General features: G+C 65.5%; 12 protein-coding genes. 7 read left to right on the forward strand and 5 right to left on the reverse strand.

Features of this window, described 5'->3' with window-relative positions; all coding sequences use genetic code 11:
* Positions 1-80 precede the first annotated feature (80 nt).
* From ACVIN2_RS01905 to ACVIN2_RS01915, 3 genes are all read left to right on the forward strand, one after another.
* Positions 81-371 carry an FAD assembly factor SdhE gene (locus ACVIN2_RS01905; protein ID WP_456764279.1) on the forward strand — a complete coding sequence of 97 codons (291 nt, stop codon included), beginning with the start codon at positions 81-83 and terminating at the stop codon, positions 369-371.
* A complete protein-coding gene (mfd, locus tag ACVIN2_RS01910) occupies positions 368-3,886 on the forward strand; it encodes a transcription-repair coupling factor (protein WP_456764280.1) in 3,519 nt (1,172 codons plus the stop codon). The genes ACVIN2_RS01905 and mfd overlap by 4 nt, the downstream gene beginning before the upstream one ends.
* 242 nt (positions 3,887-4,128) lie before the next feature.
* Positions 4,129-4,338, forward strand: coding sequence for a cold-shock protein (locus tag ACVIN2_RS01915; protein ID WP_027518024.1), 210 nt, complete (start codon positions 4,129-4,131; stop codon positions 4,336-4,338).
* Positions 4,339-4,538: 200 nt separating this feature from the next.
* Here ACVIN2_RS01915 and ACVIN2_RS01920 read toward each other — a convergent pair whose 3' ends face one another.
* From ACVIN2_RS01920 to ACVIN2_RS01930, 3 genes are all read right to left on the reverse strand, one after another.
* A complete protein-coding gene (locus tag ACVIN2_RS01920) occupies positions 4,539-5,765 on the reverse strand; it encodes a GGDEF domain-containing protein (RefSeq protein ID WP_456764281.1) in 1,227 nt (408 codons plus the stop codon).
* 85 nt (positions 5,766-5,850) lie between these two features.
* Entirely contained in the window at positions 5,851-7,353 is a 1,503-nt protein-coding gene (locus ACVIN2_RS01925) for an AMP-binding protein (RefSeq protein WP_456764282.1), read from the reverse strand.
* A 4-nt stretch (positions 7,354-7,357) separates the two neighbouring features.
* Positions 7,358-9,208, reverse strand: coding sequence for an extracellular solute-binding protein (locus ACVIN2_RS01930; protein WP_456769627.1), 1,851 nt, complete (start codon positions 9,206-9,208; stop codon positions 7,358-7,360).
* Positions 9,209-9,467: 259 nt separating this feature from the next.
* Here ACVIN2_RS01930 and ACVIN2_RS01935 point away from each other — a divergent pair, with 259 nt between their 5' ends.
* On the forward strand, positions 9,468-10,277 hold the full coding sequence (locus ACVIN2_RS01935; RefSeq protein WP_456764283.1) for an invasion associated locus B family protein: 810 nt from the start codon (positions 9,468-9,470) through the stop codon (positions 10,275-10,277).
* Between the two features lie 77 nt (positions 10,278-10,354).
* Here ACVIN2_RS01935 and hspQ read toward each other — a convergent pair whose 3' ends face one another.
* A complete protein-coding gene (gene hspQ / locus ACVIN2_RS01940) occupies positions 10,355-10,687 on the reverse strand; it encodes a heat shock protein HspQ (RefSeq protein WP_027518019.1) in 333 nt (110 codons plus the stop codon).
* Positions 10,688-10,793: 106 nt separating this feature from the next.
* Here hspQ and ACVIN2_RS01945 point away from each other — a divergent pair, with 106 nt between their 5' ends.
* Positions 10,794-11,747 (forward strand): AEC family transporter, encoded by a 954-nt coding sequence (locus ACVIN2_RS01945; protein ID WP_456764284.1) that lies wholly within the window; start codon positions 10,794-10,796, stop codon positions 11,745-11,747.
* Positions 11,748-11,754: 7 nt separating this feature from the next.
* Here ACVIN2_RS01945 and ACVIN2_RS01950 read toward each other — a convergent pair whose 3' ends face one another.
* The gene (locus tag ACVIN2_RS01950; RefSeq protein ID WP_456764285.1) at positions 11,755-12,939 is read right to left on the reverse strand and encodes a UbiH/UbiF family hydroxylase; all 1,185 of its coding nucleotides are present in this window, start codon (positions 12,937-12,939) and stop codon (positions 11,755-11,757) included.
* A gap of 87 nt (positions 12,940-13,026) precedes the next feature.
* Between ACVIN2_RS01950 and pcsA the strand changes: the two genes are divergently transcribed.
* Positions 13,027-13,794: a phosphatidylcholine synthase gene (gene pcsA, locus ACVIN2_RS01955; protein WP_027566997.1), complete on the forward strand. Its 768-nt coding sequence runs from the start codon at positions 13,027-13,029 to the stop codon at positions 13,792-13,794.
* Positions 13,791-14,525, forward strand: a complete 735-nt coding sequence (locus ACVIN2_RS01960) for a TerC family protein (protein ID WP_456764286.1) — start codon at positions 13,791-13,793, stop codon at positions 14,523-14,525. Before pcsA ends, ACVIN2_RS01960 begins: the two co-directional genes overlap by 4 nt.
* Positions 14,526-14,577 lie beyond the last annotated feature (52 nt).

Consider the following 14,577-nt stretch of genomic DNA (forward strand, 5'->3'; position numbering starts at 1 on the left):
GGCTGACAGGGCCCGCCCGAGTGGCTATATCACCCCGGCCCGGCACGTCCGGGCTTTTGGCGTTTGACTGGAATTGAGACATGACGGGAACGACACGATCGAGCAACGGGCTGGACGACCGCCGCAAGCGGCTTCTGTTCCGCTGCTGGCACCGCGGCACGCGCGAGATGGACCTGATCCTCGGCCGCTTCGCGGATGCCGAGATCGGCAATCTGTCCGATGACGAGCTGACGCAGCTCGAGATCCTGCTCGAAGAAGCCGATCCCGACCTCTATGCCGCCATCACCGGCGACAAGATGCTTGCCGCCGAAGTCATCGGCCCGCTGTTTGCGCGCATCAAGGCGTTTCCGATCGCGGACCGCGACGTATGAAGCCGGGGATGAAATCGCCGGCCGAGCTGCTCACGCCCGGCCGCGCGCTGACGCTTGCCAATGTCGCCGAGGGTGCCGAGGGCCTCGTCGTCTCCGATCTCGCGCGCGCCATCGCGGCGCGGCCGAAGAAGCCGGCTGTCAGCCTCGCGGTGATCTGCCGCGACGGCCCGCGGATGCAGCAGCTCGAACGTGCCCTGCAATTCTTCGCGCCCGATTTGCCCGTGCTGACCTTCCCGGCCTGGGACTGCCAGCCCTATGACCGCGTCTCGCCGCATGGCGGCGTCCTCGCGCAGCGCCTGACGACGCTGGCCCGGCTGGCATCCCTGACCGGCAGCGACAAACCGCTGATCGTTCTGACCACGGTGAACGCCGCGGTGCAGCGCGTGCCCTCGCGCGACCTCGTCGCGGCGCAGGCGCTGTCGGTGGCGCCGGGCAACGTCGTGCCGATGGACACCATCGTCGCCTGGCTCGAGCACAACGGCTACAACCGCTCCTCGACCGTGCGCGAGCCCGGCGAATACGCGGTGCGCGGCGGCATTCTGGACCTGTTTCCGGCCGGCCTGGAACAGCCCGTCCGCTTCGACTTCTTCGGCGACAGCCTGGAATCGATCCGCACCTTCGATGCCGAAACCCAGCGCACGCTGCTCGACATGCGCGCGCTCGACCTCGTGCCGATCTCCGAATTCCAGCTCGTCACCGACACCATCCGCCGCTTTCGCATGGGCTATGTCGCCGAGTTTGGCGCGCCCGAGCGCGACGATGCGCTCTACGAGGCCGTCAGCGAAGGTCGCCGTCATCCCGGCATGGAGCATTGGCTGCCGCTGTTCCAGGACCGGATGGACACGTTGTTCGACTATCTGCAAGGGGCAGCCGTCGCGATCGAGCCGCAGGCCGAGGACGCCATCCGCGAGCGCTTCAAGCAGATCCTCGATTATTACCAGGCCCGACGCGACGCGATGGAGCATCCAGGCGGCGGCGCCATCTACAAGCCGTTGCCGCCTGACAGGCTCTATTTGACCGAGGAGGAGTGGGCCAAGCGCGAGAGCGGGATGCCGCTGGTGCGGCTGACGCAATTTTCGGTGCCTGCCGATGGTACCAGCGTGGTGGATGCCGGCGCACGCAAAGGCCGCGACTTCGCGCCGGAGCGCAACGACAACAAGGTCAACGTCTTCGAGGCCGTCGTCGCACATGTGCATGCGCTGCTGACAAGCCGCAAGAAGGTGGTCATCGCGCTCTGGACGGAAGGCTCACGCGACCGCATGACCTCGATGCTGCGCGATCACAAGCTCACGCCCGTGACCAGCGTCAACAGCTGGCGCACGGTGCAGGCGACCCCGCGCAACGAGACCATGCTCGCCGTGCTCGGCCTCGAAAGCGGTTTCGAGACCGACGAGATCGCGCTCATCAGCGAGCAGGACATCCTCGGCGATCGGCTGGTCCGGCCGCGCAAGGCGAGCCGCAAGCTCGACAATTTCATCTCGGAGGTGACGAGCCTCGCCGCCGGCGACATCGTGGTCCACGTCGATCACGGCATCGGCCGCTTCATCGGCCTGCAGACGCTCGACGTCGCCGGCGCGCCCCATGACTGCCTCGAGCTGCATTATGCCGCCGAGACCAAGCTGTTCCTGCCGGTCGAGAACATCGAGCTGCTGTCGCGCTACGGCTCCGACCAGACCTCGGTCGAACTCGATCGTCTCGGCGGCTCGGGCTGGCAGACGCGCAAGGCCAAGCTCAAGAACCGCATCCGCGAGATCGCGGGCGAGCTGATCAAGATCGCCGCCGAGCGGCATCTGCACGAAGCGCCGAAGCTGCCGGTGCAGCCGGGCCTCTACGACGAGTTCTGCGCGCGCTTCCCCTATGACGAGACCGAGGATCAGCTTGGCGCGATCGAATCCACGCTGAAGGATCTCGAGCTTGGCCGTCCCATGGACCGGCTGATCTGCGGCGACGTCGGGTTCGGCAAGACCGAGGTGGCGCTGCGCGCCGCCTTCGCCGTGGCGCTGGAAGGCAAGCAGGTCGCGGTCGTGGTCCCGACCACGCTGCTCGCCCGTCAGCACCACAAGACGTTCACCGACCGTTTCAAAGGTTTCCCGGTGCAGGTCGCGCAGGCCTCGCGGCTGGTCCCGGCCAAGCAGCTCAATCTGGTCAAGAAAGGTCTCACCGACGGCTCGGTCGATATCGTCGTCGGCACCCACGCGCTGCTCAGCAAGTCGATCAAGTTCCGCGACCTCGGCCTGCTGATCGTCGACGAGGAGCAGCATTTCGGCGTCACCCACAAGGAGCGGCTGAAGCAGCTCCGCGCCGAGGTGCACGTGCTGACCCTGTCGGCAACGCCGATTCCGCGCACGCTCCAGCTCGCGCTCACCGGCGTGCGCGAGCTCTCGATCATTGCCTCGCCGCCGGTCGACCGTCTCGCGGTCCGCACCTTCGTCGCTCCGCACGATCCCCTGATGATCCGCGAGGCGCTGCTGCGCGAGCGCTATCGCGGCGGCCAGGCGTTCTACGTGGTGCCGCGCATCGACGACCTCGCCGAGGTCAAGGACTTCCTCGACAAGAACGTTCCGGAGATGAAGGTTGCGGTCGCGCACGGACAGATGCCGCCCGCCGTGATCGAGGACATCATGACTGCGTTCTACGACGGCAAGTTCGACATCCTGCTGTCGACCACGATCGTGGAATCCGGCCTCGACATTCCCAACGCCAACACGCTGATCGTGCATCGCGCCGACATGTTCGGCCTCGCCCAGCTCTATCAGCTCCGCGGCCGCGTCGGCCGGTCCAAGCTGCGCGCCTATGCGCTGTTCACGCTGCCGGCGCAGCAGAAGATCACGGCGCAGGCCGAGCGCCGGCTCACCGTGCTGCAATCGCTGGAGACGTTGGGCGCGGGCTTCCAGCTCGCCTCGCACGACCTCGACATCCGCGGCGCCGGCAACATCCTGGGCGAGCAGCAGTCCGGCCACATCAAGGAGGTCGGTTTCGAGCTCTACCAGTCGATGCTGGAGGAGGCGATCGTCAACCTCAAGGCCGGCGTGTCGGAGCCCGCCGCCGATCGCTGGTCGCCGACCATCACCATCGGCATGCCCGTGCTCATTCCGGAGGACTATGTCGGCGATCTCTCGGTGCGGCTGTCGCTCTACCGCCGGCTCGCCGACCTCGACAGCGAGGAGGAGATCGAGAACTTCGGCGCCGAGATGCGCGATCGTTTCGGCGTGCTGCCGGACGAGGTGCGCTATTTGTTCAAGGTCGCCGCGATCAAGGCGTTCTGCCGTCAGGCCAATGTCGGCAAGATCGACGCCGGCCCGAAGGGCGCCGTCATCGCCTTCCGTGATAATTCATTCGCCCATCCCGATCGGCTGGTGAGCTTCATCCGCAGCCACGGCCAGGCCGCAAAGGTGCGTCCCGACATGAAAGTGGTGTTCCTGCAGGACTGGGAGACGCCGGAAGAGCGTCTCGCCGGCACCACCGAGATCATGCGCCAGCTGGCGCAGCTCGCGCAGAGCAAGAAGGCGGCGTAGAAGTTTCCGGGTGCGGCGCGGCGCGAAACGACGCGCCGCACCCGGATCCCGGAACAGCGACATATGATCACTTGCGGAATGATCGAACAGTTGCTACCTTCAATCCATCGAGTTTCGGCCGAACGACTTGGCCTCGCCGCTGAAAAGCGCGCCTGACTGACGACCCTCCCTCCAGATCTCGACGACACCCACCGCGCTCCTGAGCGCGGCTAAACGTTTATCTATCTTAAAGGACGATCCCCATGACGACGGGAACTGTGAAGTGGTTTAACAGCCAAAAGGGCTTCGGATTCATTCAGCCGGACGAGGGCAGCCAGGATGTCTTCGTTCATATCAGCGCCGTTGAACGCGCCGGCATGAATACCCTCAACGAAGGGCAGAAGGTTTCCTTTGAAATCGTTGCAGATCGCCGGACCGGCAAGTCTGCTGCTGAAAATTTGCGCGCCGCATAGGCTGCCGCAATCTCAATGACGTTGCTTTGACCACGGATGTACTGGCAGAGCTTCGGATCTTTGAACCCGCGACCGTGCACCGGCCGCGGGTTTTTTGCGCCGGCTGTCGGCCGTCGCGAATGAGAATGCGAACGGTGTTTCGCGTAAAGATTCCACATAAGAGCAGTCGAGCTCCGACGGCAGCGAGCGCTGGCGGATGACTATGACGCCGCCCGCGACGCATCGGCCGACAGCCGTCCGAGCAGCGACCGTGCCGTATCCGACGGCGACAGCGAATCCACCGAGACGACGGGATCGCTGCGCATCTCGTGCTTGCCGTTCGACGTGTGCCGCATCACTGCAGAGAGACGGCGGGCGATCATGTGCGCGGTGCGGAAGTCGGTCTCCGCGAACACGACGATGACCGACCCGTCCTTTTGCGCCACGCCAAAATCCATCTGCCGCATCAGGCGGCTGAGAATGCGCGCGGCATCGAGCTGGGCGCGGGAATTGCCCGGATCGAAGGCGAAGCGCGCGACCGAGAGGCCGCCGCCGCGGGCCAGCGTCTGCTCGACCGCCTTGGCAAAATCGCGCGCAAAAGCTTCCACCGTGAGCAGGCCGCTGCGCGGGTCGAGCCAGCCGCCGGCATCGATCGAGCGCAGCGTGCGGCTCAGCTGGGCTTCCATCGCGTGCTGGCGGATCAAGGGCAGCGCGTTGGCTGCGACCTTGGCCGGATCGCCCGGGATCAGCTCGAGATTGGGCAGGTCGTAAGTCTGCGTCAGCTGATGCGCAGTGACGATCACGGGCAGGCTGCGGAAGCGGGTGTCCTCGGCGAGCACCGTGAGGAAGGCATCGGTCACGCGGGGAGTAAAACCTTCGGCGAGCACGACGCCGTCGAGGTCGCGGGTGTTGAGATGCTTGGCCGCCGCCTCGATCGAGAGCGCCCCGATGACGCCGACGCGCTCGCCGAGCGCGACCGAAAGCGCGGGGTAAGCCGCGCCGCGACCGATCAGAAGCACCGTGGCATCGCGAACGGGATCAGCCTCCGGCAGCGCGACTTTCACCTCGGGAAGCCGGCGCAGCACCGTGGCATGGAGCGTGCGAATCCGTAGTGCGGCGCGAAGCCGCGCGATCAGGCGCTCGGAATGGCCGGCGCGCGAGGAGGAGAAAGGCAGGGCGTTGTGCGGGAGTGCGCCTGCCGCATCCAGCGCCACGAAGGGAAGGTAGGGCGATTGCTCCGCGATCTTCCTGGCGAGCAGCGCCAGATGCGGCTCGTGCCCGGCATCCATCGCGGCGAGAACCACGGCCGGCTGCACCTCTTCGAGCGCGCGCACCGCGCCGGCCCAGCCGGTGTCGATCACGGGGAAGAATCGCGCCTCGTCCAGCGCCGCGATGAAGGCCGGCCGCTCGCCATTGGACACAAACAGGATCGGGCCGGCCTGGGACATCGAGAGACTCTGATCACACGACAGGTGCCGCGCAATCTAGTCCCGCCGCCTTAATGCAGCGTCAATGGAACGGTCAAAACTACGCTTAGACCGGCCCGGAACGGTCGCGAAAAGCTTCGACCATCAGAGGGTTAAGCCCGAGTTCGCTGAGTGCCTCGCGGGCGCGGGCATTGTCCTGGGCGCGGCCCGCGAGCCGGTGACCGGAGAGCCGGTCGGGCAGCGCGGTCAGCAGGGCGCCCTGGCCGAGCCGTCGCGCCCATTCCTGGAGGTCGTTGGAGAGGAAGCGGTAGCCGCCGACGGCCATGATCCCGGAGGGCGGCGCGGTGATGCAGATCGCGCCGCTGGGACGATCGAGCCGCGCGGCATAGCCGGTATCGACATAGTCGCGTGGCGGCTGCGCGATCAGGGTGTCGCCGACCGGCGGCGGCGGGGCGTAGGCTGCGATCGGCACCATGGGGCCGCGCAGCCCGAGCGTGCCCTTCGGCGTCAGCAGAATCTCGCCGGCGATCGACGAACCCGACTGCTCGCGCGGCGCGCCGTGTGGTCCCGGCATCACCGGCACCGGCATGCCGCCCTCGCCACGCCGGGCGCCGAACAATCCGGCCTCGCCGAACAGATAGACGTCCGTGAACGGCGCTTGCGGCGCGATCCATGCCTCGCTCGCCGCCACCTGCTCGGGGGCGCGCCACAGGCCGATGACGTTGCGCAAGGTCGGCATCCGCGCCGCAAGATCGGAATCGCCGAGCCGCTGGACAAATTGCGCCGGTGCGATCAGCACGTCGCATTCATGCGCGTTGATCTGCTGCTCCAGCACGTCGTTCTCGAACGGATGATGCAGCGCCAGCGTGCCGCCGCACAGCAGCCACACCGCGAGCGAGGAGGCCAGCCCTGCGAACGACATCGGCGTGAACGCCGCCATCACGGTCGCGCCTTGCCTGATGTCGGCTTCCAGCGACATCGCGAGCCCACCGGCGATCAGGCTGAAATGCGGCCGCGGCACCGGACGAAAGCCTTCCGCGGTGACGTCGAAGGAGATCATCGCCGCCTTGCGGCCATCCTGAATCACGGCGCGCGCGGTGCCGGGCGGACGGGCCAGCACGTCGTCGAGCGAGGCCATGCCTTCGGGCAGGTTGGTGCCGAAGCCGCAGACATGGCGAATCGAGAAGGCTTCCGCGGCCGCGTGCATCGCGAGATCGGAATAGCTGACACCGTCGACCGTGCTCATGGTGACGATGGCGCGCGCCGCGGTGCGGTTGAGAGCGGCGGTCAGTTCGGCATGGCGCCAGAGCAGCGGCAGCACGGCAACGACGAGGCCGGCGCGATGGGCGGCGAGCACGGTGAGCACGAACTCGACCGTGTTCGGCAGCTGGATGGCGATGACGGAATTGGCCGGCAGGCCCGATTCGACGAAATAGGCGGACAGCGCCTCGATGGCCGTGTCAGCCTCGGCATAGCTCATCCGCCGCGGCTGGTGCCCGGTCACGCGGAACTTGTTCAGCGGGTCGAGCAGAGCGGTCGCGTGCGGCTGCCGCATCAGCGTGCGCTGAAACAGCGTGTCGAGCGTCGGCGATACGGCTGGCTGGTTCACGGCGTCACTTTGCTTGATGAGCTTGCGGCGGCCCCCTCGACCACCAGGTCTCCGGCAAATAGCCGGACAGCGAGGTGGCCTCTGGCCGTTCTATCCGATTCCAGCGCGCGATCCATTGCTCGGATACGTTAAACAGGGGGATTGTGTAGAAACCGGAGATCAAAGCGCGATCGAGCGCCCGCACTGCGGATACGAAATCCGTATGTTCACGGGCTTCCAGCAGTGCGGCGATCATCGCATCGACCGCGGGATCCCGGGCCCCCATGTAATTGCGGGTGCCCGGATTGTCGGCGGCAGCGCTCCCCCAGTAGAAATATTGCTCGTTGCCGGGCGACAGCGACTGGTCCCAGCGGTTCTGGATCATGTCGAATTCGTAGGCGAGCCGGCGCTGGTCGAATTGCACGGGATCGACCGATCGTACGCTCGGCTCGATGCCGGCGCGCCTGAGGTCGCGCTGGAACGCAAGGGCGACGCGTTCCTGGTCGCGGGTCGTGACCAAGATCTCGAAGGTGAAGGGCTGCTTGGTCGCGCGGTTGCGCAGCACGGTGCCGTCGAGATCGTAGCCGGCTTCCGACAACAGCTTCAGGGCTGCGCGGAGCGTGGTCCGGTCGCGGCCCGAACCGTCGGTCACCGGCAGGTGGTAGCTGCCGTCCATGATGTCAGGCGGGATCTGCGCGGCGAACGGCTTGAGCAGCTCGCGCTCGCGCGCATCGGCGGGATGGCCATACGCTGACAGATCCGAGCCGGCAAAATAGCCGGCGACGCGCGAATAGAGGTTGAAGAAGTAGTTGCGGTTGACCAGCTCGAAATCGAACAGCAGCGTCAAGGCCTGGCGCACACGGATGTCGGCGAAGATGGGACGCCTCGTGTTGAACACCAGAAATTCGGAAGGTTGCGGCACGCCCGGCTTGAAGGTGTCGCGGATCACGTCGCCATTCTTCGCCGCGGGAAAGTCGTAGCCGTCGTGCCAGCGCAGCGGCTCGTGCTCGATGCGGAAATCATAAAGGCCGCGCTTGAAAGCTTCGAACTGGCCGTTGGCCTCGCGAAAATAATCGAGCCTGATCTCGTCGAAATTGTAGAGCCCGCGATTGATGGGGAGGTCGCGGCCCCAATAGTCGGGATTGCGGGTCAGCGTCACGCTGGCACCGGGCCTCACCGCGGTGACGCGATAGGGGCCGGAGCCGACCGGGCCCGTCAGCGTCGTCTCCTCGAAAGCCCCGACGTCGACCGCGTGTTTCGGCAGGATCGGCATCAGGCCGAGAATCAGCGGCAGTTCGCGGTCATTGGCTCCCGCAAGGTCGAAGCGGACGGTGAGGGGATCCGGCGCCTCGGCCCTTGCCACCTTGCCGTAATATTGCCGGTGGTTGGGGCGGCCATGGTCGCGCAGCAACTGCCAGGAGAACAATACGTCCTCGGCGCGGACCGGCTTGCCGTCGGAGAAGCGGGCGCGGGGATCGATGTGGAACGTGACAAAGCTGCGCTCGTCATCGGTCTCGACCGATCTGGCGAGCAGGCCATAGAGCGTAAACGGCTCGTCATTGCCGCGTGCGAGCAGGCTCTCGACCACGTAGTTCCGGACCGGCTGCACGGCCAGTCCCTTGACGATGAAAGGATTGAGGCTGTCGAAGGTGCCGAGAACACCCCAGGTCAGCCGGCCGCCTTTCGGGGCTTCAGGGTTGACGTAAGGCATGTGGGTGAAATCGGCAGGCATCGCCGGCTTGCCGTGCATGGCGATCGCGTAGGCTTCCGCGGCCCTTGTGCCGCTTGCCGGGAGCCCCAAGGCGAAAGCCAGGATGCAGAGGCGGACGCAAAGACCCTCAGGGCGGCCCTCGAGAAGGCGCTGGAACATGAACATCTGCACACGTTGATTCGAGGACTGCGGTCCTGAATCCTATCACAGGGATTTTCCCGGGGGCGCACGCCGGCGCGCGGCCAAAGACGCTTGTCGGCATTGATCTTTTCGTCGGCCACGTTAAGAAGGCACGCAATCGCGCACGAGCGCCGAGCCGTCACTTATCCGCCTCATTTGACGGGGAGAGAGCCGCGCCCAACGCGGCCAGGTTCGGTGCGTCGAAGCGGTTCGGGCACTTCCCGTTTAGAAAGGGTTTTCCGCAATGAATTTCCGTAACTTGGCCGCGTCCGTCCGGCCGCGCGGGCGACTTCTCGCCTTGTTGACGGCGACGGCGTTGGCCGTCCCGTTTGCCGCCGAGGCTCAGGCTCCCGCGCCAGCTCCGGGCGCGCCCGCGCCCAAGGCGGCTCCGAAGGCGGCTCCAAAGGCTGCCCCCAAGGCGCCGGCGCCGGCCGCTCAGGCACCCGCCCAGCCGGCACCCGCCCAAGGCGCTCCGGCTCAGCAGGGCGCGGCTCAGCCCGCGGATCAGCAGATTCAGCTGATCTATGCCCCCTGGACCAAGTTCTGCCTCAAGGGCCAGGACGCCAATGCCAAGCAGGTCTGCTTCACCGGCAAGGACGGCCGTATCGAGTCGGGCCAGCCGGTCATCGCGGCCGTCATTATCGAGCCGGAAGGCGAGCCGAAGAAGATCCTGCGCGTGACGCTGCCGCTCGGCATGCAGCTGGTGCACGGCACCCGCATCATCGTGGACAACAATGCGCCGTTGCAGAGCCCGTACGTGATCTGCTTCCAGAACGGCTGCATGTCCGACTACGAGGCCACGCCCGAGTTCATCAACAGCATGAAGAAGGGCCAGAACCTCGTTGTTCAGGCGATCAATGCCAACGGTGCGCCGCTGACGCTGCCGCTGCCGCTCGCCGGCGAATTCCAGAAGGCCTATGACGGTCCGCCGACCGACCCGAAGGTGTTCGAGGAAACCCAGAGGAAGCTGCAGGAAGAGCTCCAGAAGAAGGCTGAAGAGCTGCAGAAGAAGCAGCAGCAAGCGCCTGGCGCCCCTCCGGCTGGTCAGAAGTAAGCGGGATCCAATCCCGGACATGAAAAAGGCGCTCAGTTCGAGCGCCTTTTTTGCTGGCCAGTTGATGGCTGCGAAACTCAGTTCAGCGACGGATTGCGCGGGCGGTAACCGCCGGTCTTGTCCTTGACGAAGATCTCGGCGACCTGGGAATGCCGGACCGGTTCGCCGGAATCGTCCGGCACCAAATTCTGTTCGGAGACGTAGGCGACGTATTCCGACTCCGCGTTCTCCGCGAGCAGGTGATAGAACGGCTGGTCCTTGTGGGGCCGCACCTCCTCGGGGATCGACAGCCACCACTCCTCGGTGTTGTTGAATTCCGGATCGATGTCGAAGATCACGCCCCGGAACGAGAAGATCCGGTGGCGCACGACCTGTCCGATCTGGAATTTGGCGGTCCGCGCTTTAATCATTCCCCGTCGATAGACCAGGATTGTGGCCGATGCTAGTGCCCTGATCTGGAATTAACCCGCGGTTGCGGGGCAGATAGCCCCCAAATCTTCAGAAAACACTTCATCAATGGTCGATATCCTCAATCTGGCTCTACCTTATTTCGGCTTGATCTTCGTTGGATTCGCCTGCGGCAAGGTCAAATCCCTGCCGGAATCGGGCCTCGCCTGGATGAACTTCTTCCTGCTCTACGTGTCGCTCCCGGCGCTGCTGTTTGCGATCATGTCGAAGACGCCGTTCTCCGAATTGAACAACCCGCCGTTCCTGGTCGCGACCACGGCGTCGACGGTTGCGGCGTTCACACTCGCGCTGGTCGTCGGCAAGGTTTTGGGCGGGCTGACATTGCGCGAGGCGACGCTCGCCGGGCTCTCCGGCGGCTACGGCAATATCGGCTATATGGGACCGGGGCTGGCGCTCGCCGTGCTCGGGACCAAGGCCTCGGCGCCGACTGCGCTGATCTTCTGCTGCGACAGCATCTTCCTGTTCACCATTGTGCCGCTGCTGATCGAGCTCTCCGACCGCGATCATCCCTCGATCGTGCATGCCTTCGGCGTCGTGCTGAAGCAGATCGTGCTCAACCCGCTGATCATGTCGGCCTGTTTCGGCGCGGCCTTCGCATCGCTGCATATCGAGATGCCCGTCGCGCTCGATCGCACCATCACCTTCCTCCAGAACGCAGCCGCCCCGACCGCGCTGTTCGTGCTGGGCGTCACAGTGGCGCTCCGCCCGTTCGATCGGGTCCCGTGGGAAGTGCCGGGCGTGATTGCGGTCAAGCTCCTGATCCACCCGCTCGCAGCGTTCGGCCTGATGCTGGCGTTCGGCCCGTTCGCGCAGCCCTGGGCGGCGACCGCCGTGCTGATGGCCTCGCTGCCGCCGGCGTTGAACGTGTTCGTCATCGCCCGGCAGAACGACGCCTGGATCGAATCCGCCTCCGTCGCGGTGCTGCTCGGGACGTTTGCGTCGGTGGTCACGCTTACCAGCGTGATGTGGGCGATCCAGACCGGCCGGCTGGCGTTTCCTTGAGCGGCGGCTACTTCCGCCAGGTCGGCGTCAGCCCCTCGCGCATCGCAAAACGCCGGAGCGGGCCGATGGCGCCGAGCAGGTGCATGCCGACCGCGCGGACCGGCTGGAGCGGCAGGAAATCGTTGAGCAGCGAGCGGTTGGCGATGTCGATCGCAAAGGTCCGGCTCAGGATGTCGGGACGCCGGGCCCGGTCGTAACGCTTGAGCACGTCTGCTGCGCCAGGATCCTGACCGGACGCGATGGCCTCGCCCGCAAGCCGCGCAATGTCGGCGGCATCGCGGAGGCCGAGATTGAGCCCTTGGGCGCCGATCGGCGGAACCACATGGGCTGCTTCGCCGACCAGCGCGATGCGATCGCGGCCAAAGGATTTGGGACGTTCGATCGCCAGCGGAAACAGATGGCGGCCCGGCTCGACCGTCATGCGTCCGAGGATCGAATGCGACTGCTTCTCGATCGCGGCGGACAATTCCTCGTCGCTCAATCCGCGAAGCCGTTCGGCCTCCGCAGGCGCGGAGACCCAGACGACGCTGGAGCGATGGCCGGGCAGGGGCACGAACACGCAAGGACCATGCGGCGTGTGGAACTCGGTCGAGACGTTGCGATGGGGCCGCGCGTGGCCGACGTTGAAAGTCAGCGCCGTCTGGGTCAGCTCGCGCCGCGTCACCGCGATGCCGGAGGCTTCGCGGCAAAGCGAATGCCGGCCGTCGGCCCCGACCACGAGGCGGGCCGAAAGAAATTGCGCAGCGGCGGTGCGGATCGCGACGTCATCGGCTTCGATGACGACAGTTTCGGCCTCGTCGTCGAAACGGACGAGACCGGGCAGCTCGGCCGCGCGCGCTTCCAGCGCCAGCATCAGCGAGCGGTTGTCGATGTTGTAACCGAAGGCATCGCGGCCGATTTCATGGCAGGAGAACCGGACCTCAGGCGCGCGGAAGAGCCGGCCGGTGTCGTCGACGAGCCGCATGATTTCGAGCGCGGCCGCCTTGTCCTTGCAGCGGGGCCAGACATCGAGGCTCTCCAGCAGATCGACGGAGGCACCGAGCAGCGCCGTGGTGCGATTGTCGGCATAGGGCACGCGACGCGCCACCAGCGCGGTCCGTGCGCCCGCCTGCGCCAGTGCGATGGCCGCGCTAAGTCCCGCCGGTCCGCCGCCGATCACGGCCGCGTCAAAGAGTGTCGATGCATCTGTCATGGAACGACATTGGACACGCCCCGCGGCAAATTCAAGCCCAGTCATATTGCCCTGATTTTATGACGAATTGTGCGACCAGGCGCCGCAATGGCTTATGTGCAAACCGGTGTCATTCTGATAGCAGAAGCCATGGACAGCCAAGAGGATTCCCTGAAGCCCAGGCCCGCGATCCGCGCCGCTGCCTTCTCGGTGCACATCTTCACCGCGTTCGGTGCGGCAATCGCGCTGCTGGCGATGCTTGAGGCCGTGCGCGAGCACTGGGCGGCGATGTTTCAATGGCTGGGCGTCGCCCTCATCATCGACGCGATCGACGGGCCGATCGCGCGCCGGCTCAACGTCAAGGACGTGCAGCCGAACTGGTCGGGCGACGTGCTCGATCTCGTGGTCGATTTCGTCACCTACGTCTTCGTTCCGGCCTATGCGATCGTGGCCAGCGGCTTGCTGCTGCCGGTCGCAGCACCCTTGCTCGGCGTCGCCATCATCGTCACCAGCGCATTATATTTCGCCGATCTGCGCATGAAGGCGGACGACAATCATTTCCGCGGTTTTCCGGCGCTGTGGAATGCGGCGGCGTTTTATCTGTTCCTGCTGCACTGGCCGCCACTGCTGTCGACGCTGTTGGTCGCAAGCCTGGTGGTGCTGACCTTCGTGCCGTTCCACGTGCTGCATCCGGTGCGCGTGGTGCGGCTGCGCTGGCTGACGATGTCGCTGATCGCGATCTGGGCTCTGCTCTCCTTCTACACGCTGCAGATGGACTTCCGCGTCGGCACCGGCGTGACTGTCGTGCTCTGCGCGATCGCGCTCTGGATCAGCTTCAGCGACGCATTGATACGGCTGACGAGATCCTTCGCATGATGCACCTGTTGACCAGCCCAGAAGCCTGGGCCGCGCTCCTCACCTTGACCGCGCTTGAGATCGTGCTCGGCATCGACAACGTCATCTTCCTGTCGGTGATCGTCTCGCGCATTCCCGAGAAGCAGGCGCACCGCGCCCGCCAGATCGGGCTCGCGCTGGCGCTGATCTTCCGCATCATCCTGCTCAGCCTGCTGGTCTGGCTGATCGGTCTGACCGCGCCGGTGTTTTCGTTTTCGGGCTATGGCTTCTCCTGGCGCGACCTCATCCTGATCGGCGGCGGCCTGTTCCTGATCGCGAAGGCGACGCACGAGATCCATGGTGAGGTCGAAGCCGATGACGGCGAGGGCGACGCGAAGTCCCCTCGGAACGCTTTCTTCTGGGTCATCGTGCAGATCGTGATCATCGACATGGTGTTCTCGCTGGACTCGATCATCACGGCGATCGGCATGGCGCAGGACCTCGAGATCATGATCGCGGCCGTCGTGATCGCCTGCCTGATCATGTACATTTCGTCCGGGCCGGTGTCGCGATTCGTCGCGGAGCATCCGACCACGAAAATGCTGGCGCTGGCCTTCCTGGTGCTGATCGGCGTCGCGCTGGTCGCGGACGGATTCCAATTCCACATCCCACGCGGCTACATCTATTTCGCGATTGCGTTCTCGGCGGCGGTCGAGTTCTTCAATGTGCTGGCCAAGCGCAACCGCAGGAACACCCGCAAGCCGTCGGTCTAGGCGTTCCAGCCGGCGTCGAGTTGACAAGGCGGGCGCGATGTCTTTCGCTGGC

This window comes from Bradyrhizobium sp. USDA 3650 (genome assembly GCF_054057395.1).

What these genes read in the sequence shown, in the direction of transcription:
- ACVIN2_RS01950 (WP_456764285.1), bottom strand. Translation starts at nt 12,939, where the DNA reads ATGACAGATGCATCGACACTCTTTGACGCGGCCGTGATCGGCGGCGGA.
- ACVIN2_RS01930 (WP_456769627.1), bottom strand. Translation starts at nt 9,208, where the DNA reads ATGTTCATGTTCCAGCGCCTTCTCGAGGGCCGCCCTGAGGGTCTTTGC.
- hspQ (WP_027518019.1), bottom strand. Translation starts at nt 10,687, where the DNA reads ATGATTAAAGCGCGGACCGCCAAATTCCAGATCGGACAGGTCGTGCGC.
- ACVIN2_RS01960 (WP_456764286.1), top strand. Translation starts at nt 13,791, where the DNA reads ATGATGCACCTGTTGACCAGCCCAGAAGCCTGGGCCGCGCTCCTCACC.
- pcsA (WP_027566997.1), top strand. Translation starts at nt 13,027, where the DNA reads ATGGCTTATGTGCAAACCGGTGTCATTCTGATAGCAGAAGCCATGGAC.
- ACVIN2_RS01945 (WP_456764284.1), top strand. Translation starts at nt 10,794, where the DNA reads ATGGTCGATATCCTCAATCTGGCTCTACCTTATTTCGGCTTGATCTTC.
- mfd (WP_456764280.1), top strand. Translation starts at nt 368, where the DNA reads ATGAAGCCGGGGATGAAATCGCCGGCCGAGCTGCTCACGCCCGGCCGC.
- ACVIN2_RS01935 (WP_456764283.1), top strand. Translation starts at nt 9,468, where the DNA reads ATGAATTTCCGTAACTTGGCCGCGTCCGTCCGGCCGCGCGGGCGACTT.
- ACVIN2_RS01905 (WP_456764279.1), top strand. Translation starts at nt 81, where the DNA reads ATGACGGGAACGACACGATCGAGCAACGGGCTGGACGACCGCCGCAAG.
- ACVIN2_RS01915 (WP_027518024.1), top strand. Translation starts at nt 4,129, where the DNA reads ATGACGACGGGAACTGTGAAGTGGTTTAACAGCCAAAAGGGCTTCGGA.
- ACVIN2_RS01920 (WP_456764281.1), bottom strand. Translation starts at nt 5,765, where the DNA reads ATGTCCCAGGCCGGCCCGATCCTGTTTGTGTCCAATGGCGAGCGGCCG.